Source organism: Pseudonocardia adelaidensis (assembly GCF_039543345.1).
GTDB lineage: Bacteria > Actinomycetota > Actinomycetes > Mycobacteriales > Pseudonocardiaceae > Pseudonocardia > Pseudonocardia adelaidensis.
Genome location: NZ_BAABJO010000041.1, coordinates 59244 through 84038, shown reverse-complemented (window position 1 = coordinate 84038; position 24795 = coordinate 59244). Strand labels below are relative to the sequence as shown.

At 73.8% G+C, this 24795-nt stretch carries 23 protein-coding genes; 9 read left to right on the top strand and 14 right to left on the bottom strand.

Features of this window, described 5'->3' with window-relative positions; translation table 11 throughout:
• The 4 genes from ABEA81_RS36815 to ABEA81_RS36800 form a co-directional block, all read right to left on the bottom strand.
• On the bottom strand, positions 1 to 793 hold a 793-nt coding region (locus ABEA81_RS36815), incomplete at its 3' end, for a YncE family protein (RefSeq protein ID WP_345611771.1).
• Between the two features lie 79 nt (positions 794 to 872).
• The gene (locus ABEA81_RS36810; RefSeq protein WP_345611769.1) at positions 873 to 1712 is read right to left on the bottom strand and encodes a polysaccharide deacetylase family protein; all 840 of its coding nucleotides are present in this window, start codon (positions 1710 to 1712) and stop codon (positions 873 to 875) included.
• Between the two features lie 99 nt (positions 1713 to 1811).
• Positions 1812 to 3116: a HAMP domain-containing sensor histidine kinase gene (locus ABEA81_RS36805; RefSeq protein WP_345611767.1), complete on the bottom strand. Its 1305-nt coding sequence runs from the start codon at positions 3114 to 3116 to the stop codon at positions 1812 to 1814.
• Positions 3117 to 3125: 9 nt separating this feature from the next.
• On the bottom strand, positions 3126 to 3434 hold the full coding sequence (locus tag ABEA81_RS36800) for a DUF1707 domain-containing protein (protein ID WP_345611765.1): 309 nt from the start codon (positions 3432 to 3434) through the stop codon (positions 3126 to 3128).
• A 245-nt stretch (positions 3435 to 3679) separates the two neighbouring features.
• Between ABEA81_RS36800 and tatA the strand changes: the two genes are divergently transcribed.
• The 3 genes from tatA (at position 3680) to ABEA81_RS36785 (ending at position 6860) form a co-directional block, all read left to right on the top strand.
• Complete coding sequence (gene tatA / locus ABEA81_RS36795) at positions 3680 to 3892, top strand: Sec-independent protein translocase subunit TatA (protein WP_345611764.1); 213 nt, start codon at positions 3680 to 3682, stop codon at positions 3890 to 3892.
• A 161-nt stretch (positions 3893 to 4053) separates the two neighbouring features.
• Positions 4054 to 6021 (top strand): asparagine synthase (glutamine-hydrolyzing), encoded by a 1968-nt coding sequence (gene asnB / locus ABEA81_RS36790; RefSeq protein ID WP_345611763.1) that lies wholly within the window; start codon positions 4054 to 4056, stop codon positions 6019 to 6021.
• A 149-nt stretch (positions 6022 to 6170) separates the two neighbouring features.
• Complete coding sequence (locus ABEA81_RS36785; RefSeq protein WP_345611761.1) at positions 6171 to 6860, top strand: response regulator transcription factor; 690 nt, start codon at positions 6171 to 6173, stop codon at positions 6858 to 6860.
• Here ABEA81_RS36785 and ABEA81_RS36780 read toward each other — a convergent pair.
• Together ABEA81_RS36780 and ABEA81_RS36775 are read right to left on the bottom strand one after the other, a co-directional pair.
• Complete coding sequence (locus ABEA81_RS36780) at positions 6839 to 7582, bottom strand: phosphatase PAP2 family protein (protein ID WP_345611759.1); 744 nt, start codon at positions 7580 to 7582, stop codon at positions 6839 to 6841. The genes ABEA81_RS36785 and ABEA81_RS36780 overlap by 22 nt on opposite strands.
• Before the next feature lie 98 nt (positions 7583 to 7680).
• Positions 7681 to 8634, bottom strand: a complete 954-nt coding sequence (locus ABEA81_RS36775; protein WP_345611757.1) for a Ppx/GppA phosphatase family protein — start codon at positions 8632 to 8634, stop codon at positions 7681 to 7683.
• Between the two features lie 198 nt (positions 8635 to 8832).
• On the opposite strand from ABEA81_RS36775, the gene ABEA81_RS36770 reads away from it, so the two are divergent.
• Together ABEA81_RS36770 and ABEA81_RS36765 are read left to right on the top strand one after the other, a co-directional pair.
• Positions 8833 to 10455, top strand: coding sequence for an acyl-CoA dehydrogenase family protein (locus ABEA81_RS36770; RefSeq protein WP_345611783.1), 1623 nt, complete (start codon positions 8833 to 8835; stop codon positions 10453 to 10455).
• Between the two features lie 64 nt (positions 10456 to 10519).
• Positions 10520 to 11386, top strand: a complete 867-nt coding sequence (locus ABEA81_RS36765) for a sigma-70 family RNA polymerase sigma factor (RefSeq protein WP_345611754.1) — start codon at positions 10520 to 10522, stop codon at positions 11384 to 11386.
• A 10-nt stretch (positions 11387 to 11396) separates the two neighbouring features.
• Here ABEA81_RS36765 and ABEA81_RS36760 read toward each other — a convergent pair whose 3' ends face one another.
• Genes ABEA81_RS36760 through eno form a run of 3 tightly spaced genes read right to left on the bottom strand, consistent with a single transcriptional unit; the run spans position 11397 to position 13725 of the window.
• Positions 11397 to 11873, bottom strand: coding sequence for a DUF501 domain-containing protein (locus ABEA81_RS36760; RefSeq protein ID WP_425570810.1), 477 nt, complete (start codon positions 11871 to 11873; stop codon positions 11397 to 11399).
• Between the two features lie 14 nt (positions 11874 to 11887).
• Positions 11888 to 12418, bottom strand: a complete 531-nt coding sequence (locus tag ABEA81_RS36755) for an FtsB family cell division protein (protein WP_345611750.1) — start codon at positions 12416 to 12418, stop codon at positions 11888 to 11890.
• An 8-nt stretch (positions 12419 to 12426) separates the two neighbouring features.
• Positions 12427 to 13725 (bottom strand): phosphopyruvate hydratase, encoded by a 1299-nt coding sequence (gene eno / locus ABEA81_RS36750; protein WP_345611749.1) that lies wholly within the window; start codon positions 13723 to 13725, stop codon positions 12427 to 12429.
• 171 nt (positions 13726 to 13896) lie between these two features.
• Between eno and ABEA81_RS36745 the strand changes: the two genes are divergently transcribed.
• The 4 genes from ABEA81_RS36745 (at position 13897) to efeB (ending at position 17649) form a co-directional block, all read left to right on the top strand.
• Positions 13897 to 14307: a tetratricopeptide repeat protein gene (locus ABEA81_RS36745; RefSeq protein WP_345611747.1), complete on the top strand. Its 411-nt coding sequence runs from the start codon at positions 13897 to 13899 to the stop codon at positions 14305 to 14307.
• A 113-nt stretch (positions 14308 to 14420) separates the two neighbouring features.
• Positions 14421 to 15242, top strand: a complete 822-nt coding sequence (efeU, locus tag ABEA81_RS36740; protein ID WP_345611745.1) for an iron uptake transporter permease EfeU — start codon at positions 14421 to 14423, stop codon at positions 15240 to 15242.
• Positions 15243 to 15259: 17 nt separating this feature from the next.
• Positions 15260 to 16417 carry an iron uptake system protein EfeO gene (gene efeO / locus ABEA81_RS36735; protein WP_345611743.1) on the top strand — a complete coding sequence of 386 codons (1158 nt, stop codon included), beginning with the start codon at positions 15260 to 15262 and terminating at the stop codon, positions 16415 to 16417.
• Positions 16414 to 17649, top strand: coding sequence for an iron uptake transporter deferrochelatase/peroxidase subunit (gene efeB / locus ABEA81_RS36730; protein WP_345611741.1), 1236 nt, complete (start codon positions 16414 to 16416; stop codon positions 17647 to 17649). The genes efeO and efeB overlap by 4 nt, the downstream gene beginning before the upstream one ends.
• 227 nt (positions 17650 to 17876) lie before the next feature.
• Here the strand turns inward: efeB and ABEA81_RS36725 are convergent, their stop codons facing one another.
• The 5 genes from ABEA81_RS36725 to mfd all read right to left on the bottom strand — a co-directional run bounded on the left by ABEA81_RS36725 (position 17877) and on the right by mfd (position 24710).
• Positions 17877 to 18650, bottom strand: a complete 774-nt coding sequence (locus tag ABEA81_RS36725; RefSeq protein WP_345611740.1) for a lytic murein transglycosylase — start codon at positions 18648 to 18650, stop codon at positions 17877 to 17879.
• Between the two features lie 9 nt (positions 18651 to 18659).
• Positions 18660 to 19604, bottom strand: a complete 945-nt coding sequence (locus ABEA81_RS36720) for a nucleoside triphosphate pyrophosphohydrolase (protein ID WP_345611739.1) — start codon at positions 19602 to 19604, stop codon at positions 18660 to 18662.
• On the bottom strand, positions 19604 to 20500 hold the full coding sequence (locus ABEA81_RS36715; RefSeq protein ID WP_345611782.1) for a SurA N-terminal domain-containing protein: 897 nt from the start codon (positions 20498 to 20500) through the stop codon (positions 19604 to 19606). Before ABEA81_RS36715 ends, ABEA81_RS36720 begins: the two co-directional genes overlap by 1 nt.
• A gap of 42 nt (positions 20501 to 20542) precedes the next feature.
• On the bottom strand, positions 20543 to 21046 hold the full coding sequence (locus tag ABEA81_RS36710; protein WP_345611738.1) for an RDD family protein: 504 nt from the start codon (positions 21044 to 21046) through the stop codon (positions 20543 to 20545).
• A gap of 109 nt (positions 21047 to 21155) precedes the next feature.
• Entirely contained in the window at positions 21156 to 24710 is a 3555-nt protein-coding gene (mfd, locus tag ABEA81_RS36705; RefSeq protein ID WP_345611736.1) for a transcription-repair coupling factor, read from the bottom strand.
• Positions 24711 to 24795 lie beyond the last annotated feature (85 nt).

Genomic DNA, 24795 nt, shown 5'->3' with positions numbered 1-24795 from the left:
CGGCGCCGTCGAGCACCCAGAGCCCGTTCTGGTCGGCGTCGGCGATGTAGAAGACCGAGCCGTCCGGGGCGAGCTTGATGTCCTGCGGGCCCATGTGCGTGTTGCGGTGCGGCATGTCGATCATGCGCAGCAGCGTCCGGCCCACGATGTCGACGACGGCGACGCGGCCGGCGAACTCGCAGGTGAACACGGCCGTGCGCCCGTCGGGGGTGAAGTCGGCGTGGTCGATCCCCGCGCAGTCCGGCACGGGCAGCTCGCCCTGCTCGGCCCAGGTGCGGGGGTCGTAGAAGACCAGCCGCCGCAGGTCCTCGGCCACCGAGATCGCGGCCGCCCCGTCGGGCGTGAAGTACATGTTGTACGGGTCGGTGACCGGGATCGCGGCGCCGGGGGTGCCGGTGGCCGGGTCGAACGGGACGATCTTGTTACCGGTGTCGTCGGTGGCGTAGAGCGCGGTCAAGTCCCACGACGGGACGACGTGCTGCAGCTCGCCGCCGATCCGGTACGCGCCGACCGCGACGAAGGTGGCCGGATCGATCACCCGGACCTCGCCCGATTTGGTGTGCGGCACGTAGACCAGCGGCTTCGCCGACTTCACGGCATCCGCGAGCATCCCGGCGCCGGCCTGGGCGTAGACGTTGTGCGCGTCGGTCACGGCAGGCATCCCCGGCAGCGCGTCGCCCTTCGGGGCGGTCGCCGGTGCCGGGGAGGGCGGCGGCTCCAGGCTCGCCTTCGCCGCATCGGATCCGCACGCGGTGCACAGCGTCAGGGCCGTGCACAGGGCGACGGCCACCATCGCGGCCCCGGAGAGCCGCGGTCCGCGAACCGTTCGTCGTCCGCGAGTTCCGGTCTCGTGCGATCCGCGCGGGGCGACGTCAGGCAATTCCGCCCGCCCGGCTCGTGCCGAACATCTCGTCCAGCGTCATGGGCTGCAGGCCACGTTCGCGGATCAGATTCTCGATGCGGTCGAGGAGCCCGAGGACGGTGGGGTGGTTGGCGTGCCCGAGCATGATCGTGCCGGGCTTCAGGTACTTCTCGGCCTGTGCCATCAGGAACTCGGGCGTGATCGTGGTGGAGTCCGAGTAGGAGCCGCTCCACAGGACGCTGCGGGTCCAGCCGAGCTCCGCCGCGATCCCGTCGACCCGGGGGTCGTGCACCCCGTACGGCGGGCGGTAGTACGGGCGCGTGGTGACGCCGAAGACCCGCTCGGCCCACTCCTCGTTGCGTTCGAGCTCGCTGCGGACCCGGTCGTCCGGCAGCGTGGTGAGCTTCAGGTGGCTGAAGGTGTGGTTCATGACCTGGACCTGGCCGGCCGCGATCAGCGGGGCGAGCCTGGCTGCGTGCGGCTCCCACTCCCGGCCGTAGGTGCCGTTCGGGGAGAACGTGAGGTGGATCCCGGACCGCTGGACGAAGTCGACGTAGCCGCGCACGCAGTCGGCGCACGTCCCGTCGTCGACCGTGAGGGCGATGCGCCCGCCGGCCGCCGGCCCGGAGAACAGCGTTCTCGACGGTCCCGGACTGGCGGGCGGGATCGGCGGCTCGGTCGGCGCCGGTGGCGCGAGGGCATCCGCCGCCGGCGCGCCCGGCTGCGGCGGCCGGGACGCGCACGAGGCGAGGAGCCCCACCCCGAGCACGCCGAGGAACGCCCGCCGGGGCAGCCCGGAGTGGGCCGGACATCCCGGTGCCGGCCGGCCCCTCCGCTCGGCGTCGGTCATGCGCGTTCCCGTCCCCCGGCCGCTGCCCCTCACCTGGACGCTAGGGCCTCCGGTTCCGCAGGCGGACAGGCCAGGGTTAACGGTGGGCAAAAGAACGGGTCAGGAGGGCATCACCGGATCCTCGGCAGCCGGTATCAGCAGGGTGAACGTCGTCGGGTCCGTGGCGCTCAGCACGAGCCGCCCGCCCTCGGCCTCGATCAGGCTCCTGGCCAGCGCCAGCCCGATGCCGTGACCACGGGCCGCGGGCGCTCGCCGGGTGAACAGCTCGCTCGCGGGGCCGGTGATCCCCGTCCCCTCGTCGGAGACGTCGATCGCCAGCGCTCCCGCGGCGTCCCGCGCGTGCACGTCGATGCGGCCCGTGCCGTGCTGGACGGCGTTGTCGACCAGAACCCCGAGCACCTGCCGGATCGCGGCGGGCGACGCCGCGGCGGCGGGCAGACCGGGGTCGGCGCGGACCTCGATCGACCGGCCCGCCGCGTCCGCGCTCGCCCGCCAGCCCTGCGTGCCGTCGCGCAGCAGTGCCCCGACGGTGACCTCGGCACGCGGCTCGTGGGTGTCCCGGGCGAGGGCGAGGAGGTCGTCCACCGTGCGCTGCAGGCCGTCGGCAGCGCCGAGCGCGTTCCGGACGGCGTCGCGGAGCCGGTTCGGGTCGGCGGAGACCGGACCGTCGAGCGCCGCTTCCAGCGTGAGCCGCAGCCCTGCCAAGGGGGTGCGCAGCTGGTGGGAGGCGTCCGCGGTGAACGCCCGTTCCCGGGCGACGAGGTCGCCGAGCCGTTCCGCTGTGGTGTCGAGGTCCGCCCCGAGGGAGTCGATCTCCGGGATGCCGACGCGGGCCGTGCGCGCGGTGAAGTCGCCCTCGCCCAGCCTGCGTGCGGCGGCGGAGAGGCGTTCCAGGGGGCCCGCGAGGTTGCCGGCCTGCCGGCGCGCGACGAGCCACACGACGGTGAGGGCGGCGACCGCGAGCGCCAGCATCGCGCCCCACGCCAGCGCGACCTCCGCGTAGACCCGGACCGGGTCGGAGGAGACGCGGATCGCGCCCGCCCGCGGGTCGTCGCCGATCACCGGGACGGCGACGATGCCGTCGTCGGCGGTGTCCGCGCCGCTGCCCCCCAACACCTCGACGACGGAGGTGTCCGCCGCGGCCGGGCCCGTCCCCAGCAGCCGATTGCCTGCCCGGTCGTAGAGCGCCACCTGCGTGTTCACCGCCTCGCCCGGCAGGTGGGGGTCGTGGCCGGCGGCCAGGTCCACGGCCACGGTGAGCGCCGCGACGTCGGCGATCTGGTCCAGCTCACTGGTCTCGTCGTTGAGCAGGTAGGTGACGACGATCGCGGCGAGGGGGAGGCCGAACAGCACGAGTGCCAGCACCGCTGCCGCGAGCGTCAGGCCGACGATCCTTCTCCGCACCGGCCGAACCTAGTGGGCCGCGGAAGCGGTCAGCTGCAGGAACGCGTGGACGAGCAGTACCGCGACGAGCGCGAGCAGCAGGATCTGGACGCCTGCCCGCACCAGGACCGCCCGACCCGTCGACCGGCGCGTGCGGAAGTCGAGATCCGCGACGAGCTGGTGCAGCCGCTGCTGGTCGGGTGCGCGGTGGACGGCGGAGAGACGGCGGCCCGCCTCGGCGACGTCGAGCACGCCGGCCTCGACGGCGGCCTGGATCCGCATCACCGCGCGCTCCCGGTCGACCTCCCGCACGGCCGACTCGTGCTCCTCGCCGCTCATGCTGCCGCCCGGTTCGGCGCCGGGTGCCGGACCGCCGATGCCACGGCGAGCAGGACGGCGCCCTCCGGGTGCATGCCGTCACCGTACGAGGCGAACGGTTAACACTCGGTCGACGAAGGCAAGAGCAGGGCAAGAACCACACGTCGGCGATGTGCACGGCGCGGACCTCGGCGTAGCGTCGGGCCGCAACCGAACAGATCCGGTCGCGCTCGGTCGAGCACGGGAACGCGAAGGAGGCCCGCGCGATGGGAGAGTTGAGCCCCACCCACTGGTTGGTCCTGATCGCCGTGGTCGTGCTGCTGTTCGGCGCGAAGCGCCTGCCCGACGCCGCCCGGTCGATGGGACAGGCACTGCGGGTGTTCAAGGCCGAGACCGGCGAGCTGCGCCACGACCGTCCCGCCCCCGGCACGCCGGAGCCGGGCGGCGCGACCGAGCCGCAGGCGCATCCCGAGCGGTGAGCGGAGCACATCCGCCGCCCGTCGAGGAATTTGCCCTGTTCTAACCCCGGCTTGGGCGGGCGAGCACCGGCCTGTCCCTAGCGTCGGTCAGGTGACCACGGCAGCGCGGGTCGGGCTCGCGCAACGAACGGCGGCGGGCCTCGGCCCGACCGGCTGACGCCATGTGCGGACTGGTCGCGCTGATCACCGCTCACCGGGAGGCGGCCCGGCTGGCGCCTGCCGTCGAGCGGGTCCTGCCGTGGGCCCAGCACCGCGGACCCGACGAGACGAGCGTCCACCGCGACGCCGACGTCGTGTTCGGGTTCGACCGGTTGGCGGTGATCGATCTCGCGGGATCGCACCAACCCCTGCCGTACGGCCCGCCCGACGCCCCGGGCCGCTACACGATCGTCTTCAACGGGGAGCTCTACAACTTCCCCGAGCTGCGGGCCGAGCTGGCTCGCCGGCACGGCGCCAGGTTCCGCACCAGCGGCGACGCGGAGGTCGTCGTCACGGCGTACGCCCACTGGGGTCCGGCGGCCGTCCAGCGGCTCCGGGGGATGTTCGCCTTCCTCATCTGGGACGCCCTCGAACGCGTGCTGTTCGGGGCGCGCGACCCCTTCGGGATCAAGCCGCTCTACGTCGCGGCCGGCCCGGCGGGCACCGCGTTCGCGAGCGAGAAGAAGTGCCTCCTGCAGCTGGCGCCCGCGCTCGGCCCGCGGGCCCGGCACCTCGACGTCGACGCCCGTGCGGTGCAGGACTACCTGACGTTCCAGTACGTCCCCGAACCCGCGACCATGCACACCGCGATCCGGCGGATCCCCGCAGGGACGTGGTTCACGGTGCGCCCCGGCGGCGCGATCCGGCGCACGCGCTACTTCAGCCCCCGCCTGGCCGCCCACCCGGTCGCGGAACCGGCGGCCGTGCACGCGCGGATCGCCGGCGCCCTGCGTGACTCCGTCGCGGTGCACATGCGCGCCGACGTGCCGGTCGGGGCGTTCCTGTCCGGCGGGATCGACTCGACGGCGATCGCAGCGCTCGCGACACAGCACAACCCCCGCCTCCTGACGTTCACCGCCGGGTTCGCGCACGAGGGGTACAGCGAGGTGCAGCAGGCCGCCGAGACGGCCGCGGCGATCGGCAGCGAGCACATCGTGCGCGTGGTCGAGCCGGAGGAGCTCACCGCTGAGCTGCCCCGGATCGTCTGGTACCTCGACGACCCGGTGGCCGACCCGGCGCTCGTCCCGCTCTGGTTCATCGCGCGGGAGGCGCGCAAGCACGTCACCGTCGTGCTCTCCGGCGAGGGGGCCGACGAGCTGTTCGGCGGCTACGCGATATACCGCGAGCCACTCGCCCTCGCGCCGTTCTCCAAGCTGCCCCACGGGGTGCGCGGCGCGCTCGGGCGGCTGTCCGCCACGCTGCCCGACGGCGTGCGCGGCAAGGACCTGCTGCGCCGCGGGGCGCTGCCGTTGGAGGAGCGCTACTACGGCAACGCGCGCATCTTCCGCGACGACCAGCTCGCCCACGTCCTGCGCTGGTACGACCCCCACCGCTCCCACACCACGCTCACCGCGCCGATCTACGCCGAGTCGGCCGGCTGGGACCCGGTCGCCCGGATGCAGCACGTCGACGTGCTCACCTGGTTGCGCGGCGACATCCTGGTGAAGGCCGACAAGATGACGATGGCCAACTCGCTCGAGCTGCGGGTGCCGTTCCTCGACCCGGCGGTGTTCGCCGCTGCCGCGGGCCTCCCCACGGAGCAGAAGCTCGCGGGGGGCACCACGAAGTACGCCCTGCGGTGCGCGCTGCGCGGGATCGTCCCGGACGCCGTGCTGTGGCGGCCGAAGCTCGGCTTCCCGGTGCCGATCCGGCACTGGCTGCGAGACGAGATCTACCCCTGGGCCCGCGACCTCGTCCGCGCCTCGGGCGCCGACCGGGTGGTGGACCTCGCCGGGGTGCAGGACATGCTCGACGCACACCGCCGCGGCACGGTCGACCACAGCCGCCGGATCTGGGCGCTGCTGGTGTTCCTCATCTGGCACGGCATCTTCGTGGAGGAACGCATCCCCTCTCCGACCCTCGCCACGGCATGTGCGGTCTCGGTCGCCCGGATGCCGTCCCCCACGATTCCGCTCCAACGGTCGCCATGAGCGAGCGTGCGAGCGAATCAATGTCACAGCGCCTGCGCGAAGCGCCGGCCGAGCCCAGCGAGGCCGAGCGATGAGCGAGCGTGCGAGCGAATCGATGTCACAGCGCCTGCGCGAAGCGCCGAGCGATGAGCCATCCCTACGCTGTCGTCGTGGCCGATCTGCTCCTGGTCGAGGACGACGAGACGATCGGCGGCGCGCTCTCGACGAGCCTGCGCACGCACGGCCACACCGTCGTGTGGCGGCATGGCGGGAAGGCCGCGCTGCAGGACGCCGAGCGCCGCAGCTTCGACCTGGTGGTGCTGGACCTCGGCCTGCCCGACCTCGACGGCGTGGAGGTCTGCCGCCGGTTGCGCGCCGTCCAGCCCGGCTGCGTGATCGTCGTCCTGACCGCGCGCACCGACGAGATGGACGTCGTGGTGGGGCTCGAGGCCGGCGCCGACGACTACCTGACCAAGCCCGTCGGGCTGGCCGTGCTGCACGCCCGGCTGCGCGCACACCTGCGCCGGGGCGCCCCGGCCGCACCGCTCGCGCCCACCACCGCCATCGGCGACCTCGTCGTCGACACCGCCCGCCGCCGGGTGACGGTGGGCGACCGCGAGGTGTCGTTGCGGGCCAAGGAGTTCGAGCTGCTGGCCCGGCTCGCCGCGGAACCGGGGATCGCGATCCCTCGGGCGACGCTCATGGCCGACGTCTGGGACGCGAACTGGTTCGGCTCGACCAAGACGCTCGACGTGCACGTCGCGGCCCTGCGGCGCAAGCTCGCCGAGTACGCGGACGGGGCGCGGCTACCCCGGATCGTGACGCTGCGCGGGCACGGTTACCGGCTGGAGATGCGCTGAGCCCGCCTGCCGCGCGACCACCGGAGCGGGACCGTCGGCGCGTCCGTGCCGTCCGGTGCGCGCTGCGGCTCGACCACGGTGAGCCCCAGGACGCAGACGGCGAGCCACGCGCCCCCGAGCAGGTAGCCGGTCACGACGTCGGTGGGCCAGTGCACCCCGAGGTACAGCCGGCTCGTCCCGATCAGCAGGACGACCCCGATCGCGAGCGCGGCGACCCCGGTCCGCACCGAGCGGCTCGGACACGGGTGCACCACCACGGCCGCCACGATCCCGACCGTCACGGTGGCGAGCAGCGCGTGCCCTGACGGCAGCGAGTAGGACGTCACAACCCCGAGCCAGTCGGCCTGCGGCGGCCGGGTCCGCTGGTAGATCAGCTTCGCGACGTCGCCGAGCGCCTCGCCGCCCGCGCAGGCGATCAGCACGATCACCGCCTGCGCCCGGTGCCCCCAGCGCACCAGGACGGCCGCGGTGAGGATCGCGAGCGCGGCCATGCCCGCGGTGCCCCCGACCGCGCTGACCCCGATCATCACCGGGTCGAGCAGCGCCGACCGGTGCTCGACGAACCACGCGTGCACACCGGCGTCCAGGGGCGTGACGCCACCGGCCCCCTGGACCGCGGCGACCACCGCGAGGTGCCCGCCGAACAGGGCGACGATGACCACGACCGGCTCGAGCAGGCCCGGATGGCGCCGGAGGCGATCTGCGACACCGGGAACACCCATGTTCCCGACGCTAGGTGGGCGCGGGACACCCCGCGGGTCGCCGAAGGCAATACCTCGGCAAACTCGGCCGGTGGCCCATCAGTCCGACGGCGGGGGCGTCAGGCGATCGAGCGGGCGATCCCGTCGAGGATGTCGTGCTCGCTCACCACGAGCTCGTCCACTCCCGCGCGTGCGTGCAGCTCGGTGGCGAGCACGTCGACGATCAGCGCGCCACCGCCGATCACGTCGATCCGGCCCGGGTGGATGCCGCCGTGGCGGCCGCGCTCCTCCCGGGACATCCCGAGCAGGTCCTCGGCGACCCGGTGCAGCTCGCCACGCCCGAGCCGGGACAGGTGCACGGCGTCCGGGTCGTACTCCGCGAGGTCCAGCGCCACCGCGGACAGCGTGGTGACCGTCCCCGCGACGCCCACCCACGTGCGCACGCCGCCGACGGGCACGGCATCGAACGCGTCGTCCAGGACGCGGGTGGCCAGCTCGCGCGCCTGCGCCACCTCCTCCGCGGTGGGCGGGTCGCCGTGCAGGCACCGCTCGGTGATCCGCACGCTGCCGATGTCGACCGACCGGGCGGCGCGGACCGCCGCCCCGCCCGGCTCCAGAGTGCCGACCACGAGCTCGGTGGACCCGCCACCGACGTCCACCACGACGAAGGGCCCGTCGTCCGGGTCGAGGTCCCCGACCGCACCGGTGAACGACAGCTGCGCCTCCTCGTCCCCGGAGATCACCTCCGCGTCGACGCCGAGGGTGGCCCGGACCATCCCGAAGAAGTCCTCGCGGTTGCCGGCGTCGCGGGTGGCGCTGGTGGCGACCATCCGCACGCGTTCGGTGCCCTTGCGCCGCAGCACGGCGGTGTAGTCGGCGAGTGCGGCACGGGTGCGTTCGATCGCCTCGGGCACGAGCCTGCCGCTCGCGTCGACGCCCTGGCCGAGCCGGACGATCCGGGTCTCGCGGTGCACGTCGCGCAGCGCGGGCACCCCGTCCGATCCGGTGGTCACGTCCGCGACCAGCAGGCGGATCGAGTTCGTCCCGCAGTCGATGGCGGCCACCCGTGCCATGCGCCCTCCCCCTGTCGAAGGTCACCGTACGCGGCGCAAACGGGTCCCAAGGCAGCCGGCGGCCGCTACCCTCGGCGCGTGGACCCGAACAGGAAGGAGCAGGGGGGCGCTCCGGCCCGTTCCGCGCCGACGATCCCGGCCCAGGCCAGCCACAACGGCCGCGACCGGTCCGAACCCACCCGCTCCGCCGAGCCACCGCTGCGGCCCGGCGACCACCGCACGCACCGCGTCGAGAACCAGCCGCCCCCGCTCGCCGACGCCGACCTCCTGGCCTGCGATCCCGCGCTGGCCGACGCGGTCGCCCGGGAGGGCGCGCAGGAGGCGCTGCCGGCGCTGCGGCAGCTCGCCGCCGTCGTCGCGGGGCCGGAGGCCCGCGAGCACGCCCGCCTCGCCAACACCCACTCGCCCGTGCTGCACACCCACGACCGGTACGGCCACCGCACCGACGAGGTCGAGTTCCACCCGTCGTGGCACTGGCTCATGCGCACGTCGGTGGGTTGGGGGTTGCACGGGGCGCCGTGGGTGGCCGAACCGGGCACGGGTGCCCACGTCGCGCGGGCCGCCGGCTTCTACCTGATGAGCCAGCTGGAGCCCGGGCACGGCTGCCCGATCTCGATGACGTACGCAGCGGTTCCCGCCCTGCGCCGCGACCCGCAGCTCGCCGGCCGGTACGAGCCGGGCCTGCGCTCCACGACCTACGAGTTCGGGCTCGCCGAGCCGTCCACCAAGGCGGGCCTGCTCGCCGGGATGTCGATGACCGAGAAGCAGGGCGGCTCGGACGTGCGCGCCGGCACCACCACCGCCACCGTCACCTCGGACGGCACCTACCGGCTCGTCGGCCACAAGTGGTTCACCTCGGCGCCGATGAACGACCTGTTCCTCACGCTCGCGCAGGCCCCGGGCGGGCTCACCTGCTTCGTGCTCCCCCGGGTGCTGCCCGACGGCACGCGCAACGCGATCCTGCTGCAACGGCTCAAGGACAAGCTGGGCAACCGGTCCAACGCATCGGCCGAGATCGAGTACGCCGGCGCCACCGGCTGGCGCCTCGGCGACGAGGGCCGGGGCGTGCAGACGATCATCGAGATGGTGTCGATGACGCGGCTGGACTGCGTGCTCGGCTCGGCGGCGCTCACCCGGGCCGCCCTCACCGAGGCCGCCCACCACGTGGCCCACCGCAGCGCGTTCGGCACCCGGCTCGCAGATACCCCGCTGATGCAGGCCGTGCTCGCCGACCTCGCGCTGGAGTCCGAGGCCGCCACCGCGCTGGCGATCCGGCTCGCCGGGGCCGTCGACCGCGAGGAGCGGCTGCTGCTGCGCCTCGCGCTGCCGGCGGCGAAGTACCTGGTCTGCAAGCGGACGCCGGCCGTGGTGGCGGAGGCCCTCGAATGCCTCGGCGGCAACGGCTACGTCGAGGAGTCGGGCATGCCGCGGCTCTACCGGGAGGCGCCGCTGAACTCGATCTGGGAGGGCTCGGGCAACGTCACCGCGCTCGACGTCCTGCGCGCCGTCACCCGGGACCCGGAGTCGGTCGACGCCGTGTTCGCCGAGATCGAGTCGGCGTCGGGGCGCGACTCCTGGTTCGACCGCGGCGTCCGTGAGCTGCGCACCGAGCTGCGCGCCCGCGAGGAGCGCCGGGCCCGCCGGCTGGCCGAGATGCTCGCGCTGTGCCTGCAGGGCTCGCTGCTGCTGCGGCACGCCCCCGACGAGGTGGCACGAGCGTTCGTCGCAAGCCGATTCCTGCCCGACGGGCCCTGGCGGACGTCCGGCACGTTGCCGGCCGAGGCGCAGGCCGCCGAGCTGGTGGCCCGGGTCACACCCTGACAGTGGGCACCATGTCACCTCGGCGCGGTCCGGTCCGTCAGGTGGTTGACGGATGGAGGGATCGATGGGTGACGCCGAGGTGTTCGAGCAGCACCGCCCGCACCTGCAGGCCGTGGCGCTGCGGCTGCTCGGCTCGGCCGGCGAGGCCGAGGACGCCGTGCAGGAGGCGTGGTTGCGGTTCAGCCGCGCCGACACCAGCGGCGTGCAGAACCTCCCCGGGTGGCTGACGACGGTCGTCTCCCGGGTGAGCTTGGACGCCCTGCGGGCACGGGCGGCGCGGCGCGAGCGGCCCGTGGGCTCCGAGTTACCGGACCGGCGGGACGTCGCGAGCCCCGACCCGCAGGAGGAGGCCCAGCTGGCGGACTCCGTCGGACGGGCGCTGCTGGTCGTGCTCGACCGGCTCGCGCCCGCCGAGCGGGTCGCGTTCGTGCTGCACGACGTGTTCGGGCTGGCGTTCGCCGAGATCGGCCCGGTGCTGTCGCGGTCGCCGGACACCGCCAAGAAGCTGGCCAGTCGGGCGCGGCAGAAGGTGCGCGTGCCCGAGGACGCGCTGCCGGCCGACCTCGCGGGGCACCGACGGCTGGTGGAGGCGTTCCTCGACGCCATCCGCCGCGCCGACCTGGACACGCTGCTCGCCGTGCTCGCCCCCGACGTCGAGCGGCGAGCCGACGCCGTCGCCCTCCCCCCGGGCGCGCCCGCGGTGCTCCGCGGCGCCCGCGAGGTCGCGGCACAGGCGCGCATGCTCTCCCCGCAGCGCGCGCGGTACGCCGAGCTCGCGCTGGTGGACGGCTCGGTGGGGGCGATCGTCGCCCCGGGCGGGCGGCTGGTCGCCGCGCTCGTCTTCACGTTCGCCGACGGGCGGATCACTTCCTACGAGGTGATCGCCGACCCGGCCCGGCTGGCAGGGCTCGACGTGGCCCTTCCGAGCTGATCTCCGGTCGTCAGGGGGTGACGCAGGGACCCGACCGCCACCACTCGCCGATCTCGGCCAGCGCCTCGTCGCCGAACGGGTTCACCCCGGGCCCGGCCGCGAGTGCGTGGGCCGCGCAGACGTGGAGGCACTTCACGCGCCCGGGCATGCCGCCTGCGCTGACGTCGGTGCCGAGCGGTTCGATCGCGTCGCGCTCGGCGAGGTACGCCTCGTGCGCGCGGCGGTAGGCCGCCGCCAGTTCGGGGTCCTCGGCGAGCCGCTCGGTCATCTCCCGCATCCGCCCGGACGCCTCGAGGCCGCCGATTCGGGAGTTCAGCCGGGAGCAGGTCAGGTAGTAGAGCGTGGGGAACGGGGTGCCGTCCTCCAGCCGTGGTGACGTCTTCACGACCGACGGCAGCCCGCAGGGGCAGCGGTGCGCCACCTCGCGCACCGCGCGCGGCTTGCGCCCCAGCTGCGCGGTGACGGCCGCGACGTCCGTATCGGCGATCTCGTCCTGCCTGCTCACCGCGGTCCTTCCGCCACTTCCCGCCACAACACCCGGTACCACGGGACGCCGGAGTTGGCGGCGTCCGCCGGGTCGGGGCCGGGCGCAACCGGCAGCTGCACGACGTACGGGACCTCCCCGGGCATGACGTACCCGAGCCGGGACCGGGCCTGCGCCTCGATCTCGGCCGGGTCCGACAGCCGGGCCCGTTCCTGCTGGAGCCGGGCGACCTCCGCCGCGAGCACCTGCTGCTGCTCCGACACCGCGGCCAGCTCCTGGCGCTGGGCCACGTAGTTGCGCAGCGGCACCGCGACGGTGAGGGCGAGCGCGCACACGACGAGCGCCAGTATCGCGGCCCGCTTCGTCGAGGACAGGCCGAGGAACCCGGTGGTGGCCGCGACGACGCCGCGGGCACGGGGCACCCGGGTGAGCTTCGGCTCCCGGCCGCGGCGGCGAGGGGTGCCGATGCCGGTGCGACGGGGGCGCGGGGTGCGGCGCGTGCGCTCCCCGCGTGCCCGTGCCCGCTCGTCCCCCACGTCCCGTGCCAATCCCGCTCCTAGGCCCCGGCCTCCGCCGAGGAGCTGTAGCGCGGGAACGCGAGGTCGCCCGCGTACCGGGCGGCATCGCCCAGCGCCTCCTCGATGCGCAGCAGCTGGTTGTACTTCGCTACGCGCTCCGAACGGGCCGGAGCTCCGGTCTTGATCTGCCCGCACCCGGTGGCCACGGCGAGGTCGGCGATCGTGGTGTCCTCGGTCTCGCCCGACCGGTGGCTCATCATGCAGCGGTAGCCCGACGACTGCGCGAGCGTGACGGCGTCGAGGGTCTCCGACAGCGTGCCGATCTGGTTGACCTTGACCAGCAGCGCGTTGGCCGCGCCCCGGCTGATGCCCTCGTCGAGCCGCTCCGGGTTGGTGACGAACAGGTCGTCGCCCACGAGCTGGACCTTGTCGCCGATCGCGGTGGTGAGCTCCACCCAGCCGTCCCAGTCGTCCTCGGACAGCGGGTCCTCGATCGAGACCAGCGGGTAGGCCTCGATGAGCTCCGCGTACACCGCCGAGAGCTGCTCGGAGCTCAGCTTCTCGCCCTCGTAGGAGTAGACGCCGTCGGAGTGGAACTCCGTGGCGGCCACATCGAGCGCGAGCGCGACGTCGCGACCCAGCGTGTAACCCGACTTGTCGATCGCCTCGGCGATCAGGTCGAGCGCGGCGCGAGTGCCCGGCAGGTCGGGCGCGAAGCCGCCCTCGTCGCCCAGCCCGGTGGGCAGGCCCTTGCTCTTGAGCACGGCCTTCAGCGACTGGTAGACCTCCGCGCCCCAGCGCAGCGCCTCCTTGAAGGAGTCGGCACCGACCGGCGCGATCATGAACTCCTGCACGTCGACGGACGTGTCGGCGTGCGCGCCGCCGTTGAGGATGTTCAGCATCGGCACCGGCAGCACGTGCGCGTTGGGGCCGCCGACGTAGCGGAACAGCTCCAGTCCGGACGACTCGGCCGCGGCCTTCGCGACGGCGAGCGACACGCCGAGCAGAGCGTTGGCGCCGAGCGCCGACTTGTCCGGAGTGCCGTCGAGGTCGACGAGGCGCTGGTCGACGAGGCGCTGGTCGACGGCCTCCATGCCGGTGAGCTCGGGACCGATCGTGTCGAGCACCGCGGAGACGGCCTTCTCGACGCCCTTGCCGCCGAAGCGCAGTGGGTCGCCGTCGCGCAGCTCGACCGCCTCGTGCTCACCCGTGGACGCGCCCGACGGGACCGCGGCGCGCGCCAGCGTCCCGTCGTCGAGCGCGACCTCGACCTCGATCGTCGGGTTGCCCCGCGAGTCGAGGATCTCGCGTGCGCCGACCTGCTCGATGACCGCCACCAGTGCTCCCTCGAAAGGTTTGCTCGGAAAGGTTCGCTCGTCCGGGGGGCCAGCCTAGTCGGCGGGTGCGCGGAGCCCGTGGAGGAACCCGCACGTCGCCCGCGGTTTGCCCGTGGGTCGCATCGTCACCTCTCGCAGATCGCGGCGACGACACCTAACGTAGGAACGACCATGACGAGCCAGCCAGCATCCGACGGCCTGTTCGAGTCGTTCCGCCGCGCCGAGATGCTGATCGCGCGCAGCCGGCCGCTCGACGCGCTGCAGGCACTGTCCCCGGTCCTGGAAAGCCAGCCCAACGACGCGTCCGTGCAGCTGCTCGCGGGTCGCGCCTACCTGAACTCCGCGCAGCTGCGGCGCGCGGAGGAGGCGTTCGGCAGGGTGATCGATCTCGACCCGGCCGACCACTACGCGCGCTTCGCACTCGGCAAGGCCCTGCAGCGGCAGGGACGGCTCGCGGAGGCGCACGCGCAGCTGAAGATGGCGGCCGCGATGGACCCGCGCCCGGAGTACCAGGAGGCGCTCGGCGAGCTGCGCGCCCGGATAGCGGTGACCGGTGACGGCGATCCGGACGATCCGGACTGAGCCGACGAGCCACGACCGAGCTGCGGTGATGTGCTCCGCGTGACCCTTCCCCTGCTTCCAGGACACAGGCTAGCCTCACCGAGCCAGTGGAGAGCCTGACCTCAGGGAGCGGCGTGCTCGGAAACGCACTCATCGGACTACGGGAAGGCCTCGAGGCCGGTCTCGTGGTGAGCATCCTCGTCGCGTTCCTGGTACGCACCGGCCGGCGCTCCGAGCTGCCGAAGGTGTGGCTCGGCGTGGGGATCGCGGTCGCGGTCAGCGTCGGCGTCACGCTCGCGCTGGCACTCGCGCAGCAGCAGCTGACCTTCGAGGCGCAGGAGGCGTTCGGGGGCGGACTCTCCATCATCGCGGTCGGGTTCGTCACCTGGATGATCTTCTGGATGCGCCGCGCCGCCCGGTCGATCTCCGCGGAGCTGCGCGGCAGGCTCGAAGGCGCGCTCGCGATGGGACCGGCCGCCGTGGTCGTGATGGCCACGCTCGCCGTCGGCCGCGAGGGGCTCGAGACCGCGCTGTTCTTCTTCACGGCCGCCCAGGCCGCGGGCGAGACCACCCAGCCGCTGATCGGCTTCCTCGTGGGCATCGCGGCGTCGATCGTGCTCGCCTACCTCATCTACCGCGGCGCGATCAGCCTGAACCTGGGCAGGTTCTTCACCGTCACCGGGGTGCTGCTGATCTTCGTCGCGGCCGGCATCCTCGCCTACGGCGTGCACGACCTGCAGGAGGCCGGGATCCTGCCGGGCCTCACCACGCTCGCGTTCGACGTCAGCACCGCGGTCCCGCCGGACTCGTGGCACGGCACCCTGCTGAAGGGGATCTTCAACTTCTCCCCGCAGACCACGGTGGTCGAGGCGATCGTCTGGGTCGCCTACGTGGCGGTCGTCCTCCCGCTGTTCCTCCGACCCCAACGGACCCGCGCCGCGGCCCCCACCACCTGATCCGCTCGAGGAGCACCATGTCCCGCACGTTCCGTGCATCCCGTGCCGCCGTTCTCACGGCCGCATCGATCGGCGCGGCGGCCGCGCTCGCGGCCTGCACGAGCACCGCGCCGCCCGCAGGCGCCCCCGACGGCGGCGGCGCGATCGCCGTCACGGCCGCCGACGACAGCTGCGAGATCGGCGCCGGCGGGGCACCCGCCGGCACGATCACGTTCTCCGTTCGCAATGCCGGTGACAAGATCACCGAGTTCTACCTCTACGGCACGGGCGACCGGATCATGGGCGAGGTCGAGAACATCGGTCCGGGTCTCACCCGCGACCTGATCGTCGAGGTGCCCGACGGCGGCACGTACACCACGGCGTGCAAGCCCGGCATGGTCGGCGACGGGATCCGCGAGCCGTTCACGGTCACCGGCTCGGCAGGCCGGTCCGTCGACGACAACACCAAGCTCGCCGAGGCCACCACCGGCTACCACCGGTGGGTCACCTCCCAGATCGAGGCGCTCGTCCCGAAGACGCAGGAGTTCGTCGACGCCGTGAAGGCGGGCGACGCCGAGCAGGCGAAGGCGCTGTACCCCGTCGCGCGGACGTACTGGGAGCGGATCGAGCCGGTCGCCGAGTCGTTCGGCGACATCGACCCGAAGATCGACGGCCGCGAGGACGACGAGCGCGACCCGGGTGTCGGGTTCACCGGCTACCACCGGCTCGAGAAGGACCTGTGGGTCGACGGCCTGCAGCCCGACGCGCCCGCGGTCGCCGACCAGCTGCTGGCCGACATCCAGGACCTGCAATCGCGGGTCACCACGGTCGAGCTCACGCCGGTCCAGCTCGCGAACGGGGCCAAGGAGCTGCTCGACGAGGTCGCCACCGGCAAGATCACCGGCGAGGAGGACCGCTACTCGCACACCGACCTCTGGGACTTCAAGGCCAACGTCGAGGGCTCCCAGGGTGCGGTGGCCGCGCTCCGACCGGTGATCGACGAGAAGGACCCCACGCTCGGTCCGCAGCTCGACGAGCAGTTCGCGGCGGTCGACGCGCTGCTGGAGGAGTACCGCGCGGGCGACGGCTACAAGCTCTACACCGACCTCACCCAGGACGACGTCCGGCGGATGTCCGAGGCCGTGGACGCCCTCGGTGAGCCGGTCAGCCAGGTGGCCGGGGTCGTCACGTCGTGAGCGCGCGGCTCTCTCGGCGGCGGCTGCTCGGCTGGGCGGGCGCCGGGGCGGCGCTCGCCGGCACCGGCGCCATGACCGGGTGCTCGGCCGCGGCCCCGCCCGCCGCCGAGGGGGTCGTGCCGTTCCGGGGCGACCGGCAGGCCGGGATCACCACGCCCGCACAGGACCGGCTGCACTTCGTCGCGCTGGACCTCGGCACCGACAACCGTGACCGCGTCCGGGCACTGCTGCAGAAGTGGACCACCGCGGCCGAGCGCATGACCGCGGGCGCGGAGAGCGCCCCCGGCGGGGCCACGGGCGGCAACCCGGACGGCCCGCCCGCCGACACCGGCGAGGCACTCGGGCTCCCGGCCGCGTCGCTCACGCTGACGTTCGGCGTGGGGCCGGGGTTCTTCGACCGGCTCGGCCTCGACCCCGCCCTCCGCCCGCCCGGTCTGGCCGAGCTGCCCCACTTCACCGGCGACCAGCTCGACCCGGCCCTGTCCGGCGGTGACCTGTGCATCCAGGCCTGCGCCGACGACCCGCAGGTCGCCGTGCACGCCGTGCGCAACCTCGTCCGGATGGGATTCGGCACCACCGCCGTGCGCTGGTCGCAGCTCGGGTTCGGGCGCACGTCGTCGACGTCCACGGCGCAGGCGACGCCGCGCAACCTCTTCGGGTTCAAGGACGGCACCCACAACCTCAAGGCCGAGGACGGGGCCGAGCTGGACCGGCACGTGTGGGTGCAGCCCGCCGACGGGCCGTCCTGGCTCGCAGGCGGCACCTACCTCGTGGCCCGCCGGATCCAGATGCACATCGAGATCTGGGACCGCACCTCGCTCGCCGAGCAGGAGGCGATCATCGGCCGGACGAAGGGCGAGGGCGCCCCGCTCGGCGCCACCGGCGAGTTCGACGCCGCCGACCTGGCCGCCGTGGGCGCCGACGGGGAACCGCGCATCCCGGAGAACGCCCACATCCGCCTCGCGTCGGCCGACTCGCTGGGGGGCGTGCGCATCCTGCGGCGCGGCTACAACTTCGTCGACGGCAGCGACGGCCGGGGGCACCTGAACGCCGGGCTGTTCTTCGTGGCGTTCATGCGCGACCCGCAGGCCCAGTTCGTGCCCATGCAGCGGGCGCTGGCGAACAGCGACAAGATGATGGAGTACGTGGAGCACACCGGCTCCGCCGTCTTCGCCTGCCCGCCCGGGCTGGCCGACGGCCAGTACTGGGGCCAACCCCTCCTCGAGGCCTGAGGACTCCCCAGCGCGAACGCCGCGTCCACCCGGGCGAGTCTCGCGTTACCCGAGGCGAGTCTCGCGCTCAGCGGCGCGAATCGCGCATTCGCGCCGGTGAGCCGGGCACTGCGAGACGTGAGACCGACCCTCCGCGACGGGGGGATTCACCTGCCGAGACGGGGGCTTCGCGCGGTGGAACGCGAGACTCGCCCGCAAGGGGTGCGCGACTCACCGGACGGTGCTGGTCAGGCGGCGGTGGCCTCGGTGTAGCGGTCGGCGGCGGCCCAGACGAGGCGGGCGTAGTCGAGGGAGGCGTTGTAGGTGAGCACGCCCGCCCACCATCCCTCGCCGCTGGCCGTGTCGCGGCCGTCGGCGCAGAGGTAGTGGGCCGCGGCCAGTGCGGCGTCGTCGAGCTGGTGCGGGTCGCGCACGCCGTCACCGTTGCCGTCGGCGCCGAAGGTGGCCCAGGTGGTCGGCAGGAACTGCATGGGACCCACGGCGCGGTCGAACGTGGGGTCGCCGTCGAGGCGGCCGCCGTCGGTGTCGCGGATCTCCCGCACGCCTGCGGCGCCGTCGAGCGGGATCCCGATGATCCACGGGCGGGCCACGCCGTCGTCGTCGACCGTGGCCCCGCCGAAGCGGCCGTGGTCGGACTCGACGCGCCCGATGCCCGCGATGGTGCTCCACGACAGCCGGCACGCCGGGGTGTCGGAGCGCTGGGCCAGCTCGGCGGCCGCGTAGGCGCGCAGTGCACGCGCCGGCACCCCGCTGCGCCTGGCCGCGGCGGCGGACCACGCGGCGAGGTCGGTGCCCTGCGCGAGCGGCGGTGGTTGGGGTACGGGGGTGTCGGGGTCGACGTCCGCCGCGGTGAGCCCGTCGCCCCGCTGCGGGCGTTCCGGCCGGTGGTCGCGGCCGTCCCGGGCCGTGATGATCGACACCGCGATGAGCGCCACCATCGTCACGATTCCGAGCACGGCCAGCGCGATCGCGCGGACGCGCCGTCGACGACGTGCGGTCACCCGACCAGGTTAGCCAGACCGCGCCGGCCAGTAGCGCCGCCACCCCGCGGCGTCGAGGGCGTGCGGGTCGGCGCCGTCGGCCGCCGCGGCCCGCTCCGCCGCGCGCACCGCATTGGCGAACCGGCGCGCGGCCGACCGCAGCTTGGCCTCCGGGTCGACCCCGGCGAGCTTCGCGGCCGCGGCGAGTGCGAAGAGCTGCTCCCCCACGCTCGTACCGGCCGGCAGCAGGTCGGCCGGCAGGTGCGCGCGGGCCGTGCGGCTGGTCAGCTTCGCCGCCAGCGCGACGGCGGGCTGCCCGAGCGGCACCCCGTCCACGCTGGACTCGCGCTGCTTCTCGGCGCGTTTGAGCTCCTCCCAGCGGTGCTCCTGCCGCTCGGCGGTGTCGATCCGCTCGCTGCCGGCGAACACGTGCGGGTGCCGCCCGACCAGCTTGGTGACGAGATCACCCGCCACGTCGTCGATGGTGAACGGCCGCGTGCCGTGCTCGGCGGCGATGCGGGCGTGGAACAGCACCTGCAGCAGGACGTCGCCGAGTTCCTCGCGGATGGCGTCGCGGTCGCCGTCCTCGATCGCCTGGTAGAGCTCGTAGCACTCCTCGACCAGGTACTGCAGCAGCGACTCGTGGGTCTGCTCCGCGTCCCACGGGCAGCCCCCGGGCGAGCGCAGCCGGTCCATCACCGCGACGGCATCGAGCAGCGCGGCACCGTCCGGGAGACCGACCACGGCGCCGTCGGCCCGGGCGGGATCGGTGGTCAGCAGCACCTCGGTGGCCCCGTCGTCACCCCAGCCGTCGGCCCGGGTCGCGCCGGTGGCGGCCACCACGTCGTCGGGCACGGTGGCGTCGGCCAGCACCCGCTCGGCCGTCCGCAACGCCGGGACGGCCGCAGCGGGCAGGACACCGCTCCACCGCTCGGGCAGGACGACGACCGTGCGCTGCGCGATCCCCGTACTCATCAGCTCGCGACGGGCGGCAGGATCGAGCCGACCTGCTGGTCCTCACCGACGATCCGCAGCTGGATCGGGTCCCACACGCCGTAGCGGGGGTTGACCCGGATGCCGACCTGGTCGGCGGTGGGCTGGAGGAGCCGCTCGCCGATGGCGACCAGCTGGGACTGGCTGATGCTGCTCACCGCGGCCGGGTCGGACGGGGCGTCGGTGCGCCGGTCCACCACGCGCGCGACGATCCAGGTGCTCTGCTGCGGGCTCGGCTGGAACGCGACCACGGTGCCGACCGGCACGCCGAACAGCACGGTGCTGGCGTTGTCCGGCGAGCTCGCCGCGTCGAACGTGGTGCCGCGGGCCGAGGTGCGCGGGTCGGAGAACAGGGCGTCGGCCTGCGCCCCGCCTGCCTGCAGTGCGGCCGCGGCCGCGTCCGCCTTCTCGCGGGACGTGGCCGCGACCAGGTCCGCGGTGACCGCGAGCCCACCGACCTCGCGCTGGGCCAGCTGCGCGGCGATCAGGTCGTCGCGCACGCGTTCCCGCAGCGTCGGCAGGTCGTAGAGCGAGCCGTCGAGGAGGGCGTCGGCCCCGCCGTTCTGGGCGATCTGGGCGTCGACCTGCGCGTCGGTGACGACGATGCCCTCGTCGGCGGCGCGCAGGGCGAGGAGGTCGTGCAGCACGGCGCGCGTGACGATGCTGCGGGCGACTCCCGCGGTGGACCCGCCCTGCGCGGTGAGCTGGGCGATCAGGTCCTTCTTGGCCAGCGCCGCGTCGAGCTGGGTCTGGACGCGTTCGAGCGGGATCGCGTCGTCCCCGACGAACGCGGCCGTTCCCGCTTGGCTCGGCCCACCGCACCCACTGACCACCGCGCCGATGACGGCGACCGCCGCCACGACGCGTCCCACCTGCATGCGCACGACCGACACCCTCTCACGCTCCGCGTGAGGCCCGGATCAGAGGTCGGCCTGCACCACGAGCGTCGAGCAGATCTTGTCCGCGAACGTCTGCCGCTGCTCGTCCCACAGCGGCCAGAGGTAACCGATTCCGAGCGGGATCCCGTCGAGCAGGTGCGCGACCTGCCTCCAGAACGCCCTGCCGAACCCGACCGGCTCCCCGGAACCCGCGCTGACCAGCCGGGTGCCGAGCACGCTCTTGCCGAGGCTCTGACCCGACCGGCCCTGCCGGTACCCGCTGTTCCACACGAGGAAGGCCAGCCCGACGACCGCCGCTGCCGGGTAGACGACGCCGATCACGACCATGTCCCGGGAGGCGAGCGCCGCGATCAGCACGATGGCCAGCAGCCCGGCCGGGATGCCGATGTCGATGAGGAAGCCGCCGACCCGCTGGCCGTACGTCGCGAGGAGCGGGAAGCCGTACCGCACCGGTGGCTCGGGGCGCGCAGCCCCGCCGGGGGCATCCCGACGCGACGGTTCGGTCTCCGGATGGGGATCGGGCACGCATCTCTCCGGCCGTCATGCCCGTCCAGGCCGGTCCCGGAGGGCTCCTGCTGGAAGATCGTCACAGGCAGCGGTCCGTTACTCCGCGCAGGTGATCGGATGCGGCCCGTCAGACCCGTGCGGGCGTGAGGAGGTCCGTGAGGAGCTTCGTGCACCACTCCAACAGCGCAACGTCGCGCAGTGGCGCCGCCCCGACGCGGCCGCTCTCGGTGGGCTTCGGGACGCTGACGATCTTGGCCGCCGGCTTGTAGTTCGCCTTGGGGTGCAGGCGCCTCAACCGCATCTGCGCCGAGTCGGGCAGCTCGACCGGCCCGATCCGGATGCTCGCTCCGGCCACCGTCACCTCTCCCACGCCCAGGGTTCGGCAGGTCTGGCGGAACGCCGCCACCGCGAGCAGGTTGCGCACCGGGGTGGGCGGCTCGCCGTAGCGGTCGGTGAGCTCCTCCACGATCGCGTCCAGCGCCGCACCGTCCGGCGCCTCGGCGATCTTGCGGTAGACCTCCAGCCGCAGCCGCTCGCCCGTGACGTAGTCGTGCGGCACGTGCGCATCGATCGGCAGGTCCACCCGGACCTCGGCGAGCTGTTCCTCCTCCTCGCCCTCGCCTGCCCCCGCCTGCTTGCGGAACGCCGCGACGGCCTCGCCGACGAGCCGGATGTAGAGGTCGAACCCGACGCCCGCGATGTGGCCCGACTGCTCGGCGCCGAGGATGTTGCCCGCACCGCGGATCTCCAGGTCCTTCATCGCGACGGCCGCGCCGGACCCGAGGTCGGAGTGCTGCGCGATCGTGGCGAGCCGGTCGTGCGCCGTCTCGGTGAGCGGGTGCTCCGGCGGGAACAGGAAGTAGGCGTAGCCGCGCTCGCGACCGCGCCCGACCCGGCCCCGCAGCTGGTGCAGCTGCGAGAGGCCGAGGGTGTCGGAGCGCTCGACGACGAGCGTGTTGGCGTTCGAGATGTCCAGTCCGTTCTCCACGATCGTCGTGCAGACCAGCACGTCGAACTCGTTGTGCCAGAACCCGGCCACGGTGCGTTCCAGGAGGTCCTCGTTCATCTGCCCGTGCGCGACCGCGACGCGCGCCTCGGGCACGAGGTCGCGGATCTTGCGTGCCGCGCGGTCGATCGTCGAGACCCGGTTGTGCACGTAGAACACCTGGCCGTCGCGCAGCAGCTCGCGGCGGATCGCCGCCGCCACCTGCTTGTCGTCGTACGCGCCGACGTAGGTGAGCGTGGGGTGGCGGTCCTCGGGCGGGGTGGCGATGGTCGACATCTCGCGGATCCCGGCGAGGCTCATCTCCAGGGTGCGCGGGATCGGCGTCGCGGAGAGCGTGAGGACGTCGACGTAGGTGCGCATCGCGGTGATGTGCTCCTTGTGCTCCACGCCGAAGCGCTGCTCCTCGTCGACGATCACGAGGCCGAGGTCCTTCCACCGCACGCCGGTCTGCAGCAGGCGGTGCGTGCCCACGACGACGTCGACGGTGCCCTCGGCGAGGCCCTCGATCGTCTGCTTCGCCTCGGCCGCGTCGGTGAACCGGGAGAGCCCCTTCACCGTGACCGGGAACGCCCGCATCCGGTCGGCGAACGTCTGCAGGTGCTGCGTGGCGAGCAGGGTGGTGGGCACGAGCACCGCCACCTGCTTGCCGTCCTGCACGGCCTTGAACGCCGCGCGCACCGCGATCTCGGTCTTGCCGAACCCGACGTCGCCGGAGATCACCCGGTCCATCGGGACCGGCCGCTCCATGTCCCGCTTGACCTCCTCGATGGCGGCGAGCTGGTCGGGCGTCTCGGTGAACGGGAAGGCGTCCTCCAGCTCGCGCTGCCACGGGGTGTCCTTGCCGAACGCGTGGCCCGGCGAGGACTGGCGCGCGGCGTAGAGCTGCACGAGCTGCGCGGCGATCTGCCGGACGGCCTTGCGGGCGCGGCCCTTGGTCCTGGCCCAGTCGGCGCCGCCGAGCTTGTTGAGCGTGGGCACCTCGCCACCGACGTAACGGCTCACCTCGTCCAGTGCGTCGGTGGGGACGAACAGCCGGTCGGCGGGCTGCCCGCGCTTCGAGCTCGCGTACTCCAGCACCAGGTACTCGCGCGTGGCGCCCTGCACGGTGCGCTCGCGCATCTCGACGAAGCGCCCGATGCCGTGCTGGGAGTGCACGACGTAGTCGCCGGGCTGCAGCGTGACGAGGTCGACCGCGTTGCGGCGGCGCGTCGCGAGCTTGCGCGGCTCGGTGCCGGCGGCCCGGTTGCCGGTGAGGTCGGCCTCGGTGAACAGCACGAGCCCGCGCGCGGTGAAGCCCTCGGTGAGCCGCCCGCAGGTGACGGTGACCAGGCCCGGCTCCGGGGTGCCGACGAGCTCGTCGACCTGCTTGGCCGGCACGTCGGCCTCGCGCAGCTGCTCCAGTGAGCGCTGCGCGGTGCCGTGCCCCGCGACCACGAGCACGGCGGTGCCGCCCGTCGCGACGTGCGCGCGCAGGTCGACGAGCGCGCGGTCGATGTCGCCGCGATAGCTCTCCACCTCGTGGACGGCGGGTGCGAGCACGTCGTCGCGGCCGGACACGAGGGGGCTCAGCGTGATGACCGGCCTTCCGGTGGCCGACGCGTGTTCCAGCACCTCAGCGAGGTCGCGGTACGCGGAGGCCCCGACGTCGATCGGCGAGTCGCCGCCCACACCCGCGGCGAACCAGCTCGCCTCCAGGAACTCCTGTCCCGTCCGCACCAGGTCGGCGCTGCGGGTGCGGATGCGCTCCGGGTCGGCGAGCAGCACCAGCGACCCCGCGGGCAGCAGGTCGGTGAGCAGCTCCAGCTCGCCCGCGACCAGCGCCGGCACCAGCGACTCCATGCCCTCGCTCGGGATGCCCTGGGCGAGGTGCTCCAGGAGCTCCCGCAGCTGCGGGTTGTTCTCGTGCACACGCGCGAGCGCCGCGGCCCGCTCCCGCACCGGCTCGGTGAGCAGCAGCTCGCGGCAACCGGGTGCCAGGACCTCCTCGACGGGTGCGACGGAGCGCTGGTCGGCCACGGAGAACGAGCGCAGCTCGCTCACCTCGTCGCCCCAGAACTCGATGCGCACCGGGTGCTCCGCGGTGGGCGGGAAGACGTCGACGATCCCGCCGCGCACGGCGAACTCGCCGCGGGCGGTCACCATCTCGACGCGCGAGTAGGCGAGCTCGACGAGGCGGACGAGCAGCGCGTCGAAGTCGTGGGTGTCGCCGACCCGCAGCCGGACCGGGTCGAGGGTGCCGAGACCGGGGGCGATGGGCTGGATGAGGCTGCGCGCCGCCGTGATCACCACGCGCGGGGCCGTCTCCGGCGCGGCGAGCCGCCGGAAGATCTCCAGGCGCCGCCCGACCGTGTCCGGGCGCGGGGAGAGCCGCTCGTGCGGCAGCGTCTCCCAGGACGGGAGCACGGCCACGGCGTCCGCCCCGAGCAGGTCGGCGGTGGCCGCGGCGGCGTCCTCGGCCTCGCGGTCGGTGGCGGTGACGACGAGGACGGTGCGGCCGGCACCGCCGTCGCCGTCGGCGGTGCCGAAGGCCGCGGCGAGGAACGGGCGCAACGCCGCAGGCCCCTCCACGGCCAGCGCGGGCACGCCGACGGCTCGGGTGTCGCGGGCGGCCTCGACCACGGCGTGCAGATCGGGATCGGACAGGGTGGACCGCAGAAGTCCGGAGAGCTTGGCCACGTTCGAGGACCCTCGCAAGGCAGTGAGAAGCGCACGCAGAACAGACCCCTGCCCGGGATCTCCCCCGGCCGGGGCCTCGTCCCAC

Excerpts from the sequence above, each read along its gene's own strand:
- ABEA81_RS36810 (WP_345611769.1), bottom strand. The coding sequence starts at position 1,712 with ATGACCGACGCCGAGCGGAGGGGCCGGCCGGCACCGGGATGTCCGGCC.
- ABEA81_RS36800 (WP_345611765.1), bottom strand. The coding sequence starts at position 3,434 with ATGAGCGGCGAGGAGCACGAGTCGGCCGTGCGGGAGGTCGACCGGGAG.
- tatA (WP_345611764.1), top strand. The coding sequence starts at position 3,680 with ATGGGAGAGTTGAGCCCCACCCACTGGTTGGTCCTGATCGCCGTGGTC.
- asnB (WP_345611763.1), top strand. The coding sequence starts at position 4,054 with ATGTGCGGACTGGTCGCGCTGATCACCGCTCACCGGGAGGCGGCCCGG.
- ABEA81_RS36780 (WP_345611759.1), bottom strand. The coding sequence starts at position 7,582 with ATGGGTGTTCCCGGTGTCGCAGATCGCCTCCGGCGCCATCCGGGCCTG.
- ABEA81_RS36775 (WP_345611757.1), bottom strand. The coding sequence starts at position 8,634 with ATGGCACGGGTGGCCGCCATCGACTGCGGGACGAACTCGATCCGCCTG.
- ABEA81_RS36765 (WP_345611754.1), top strand. The coding sequence starts at position 10,520 with ATGGGTGACGCCGAGGTGTTCGAGCAGCACCGCCCGCACCTGCAGGCC.
- ABEA81_RS36745 (WP_345611747.1), top strand. The coding sequence starts at position 13,897 with ATGACGAGCCAGCCAGCATCCGACGGCCTGTTCGAGTCGTTCCGCCGC.
- efeO (WP_345611743.1), top strand. The coding sequence starts at position 15,260 with ATGTCCCGCACGTTCCGTGCATCCCGTGCCGCCGTTCTCACGGCCGCA.
- ABEA81_RS36720 (WP_345611739.1), bottom strand. The coding sequence starts at position 19,604 with ATGAGTACGGGGATCGCGCAGCGCACGGTCGTCGTCCTGCCCGAGCGG.
- ABEA81_RS36715 (WP_345611782.1), bottom strand. The coding sequence starts at position 20,500 with ATGCAGGTGGGACGCGTCGTGGCGGCGGTCGCCGTCATCGGCGCGGTG.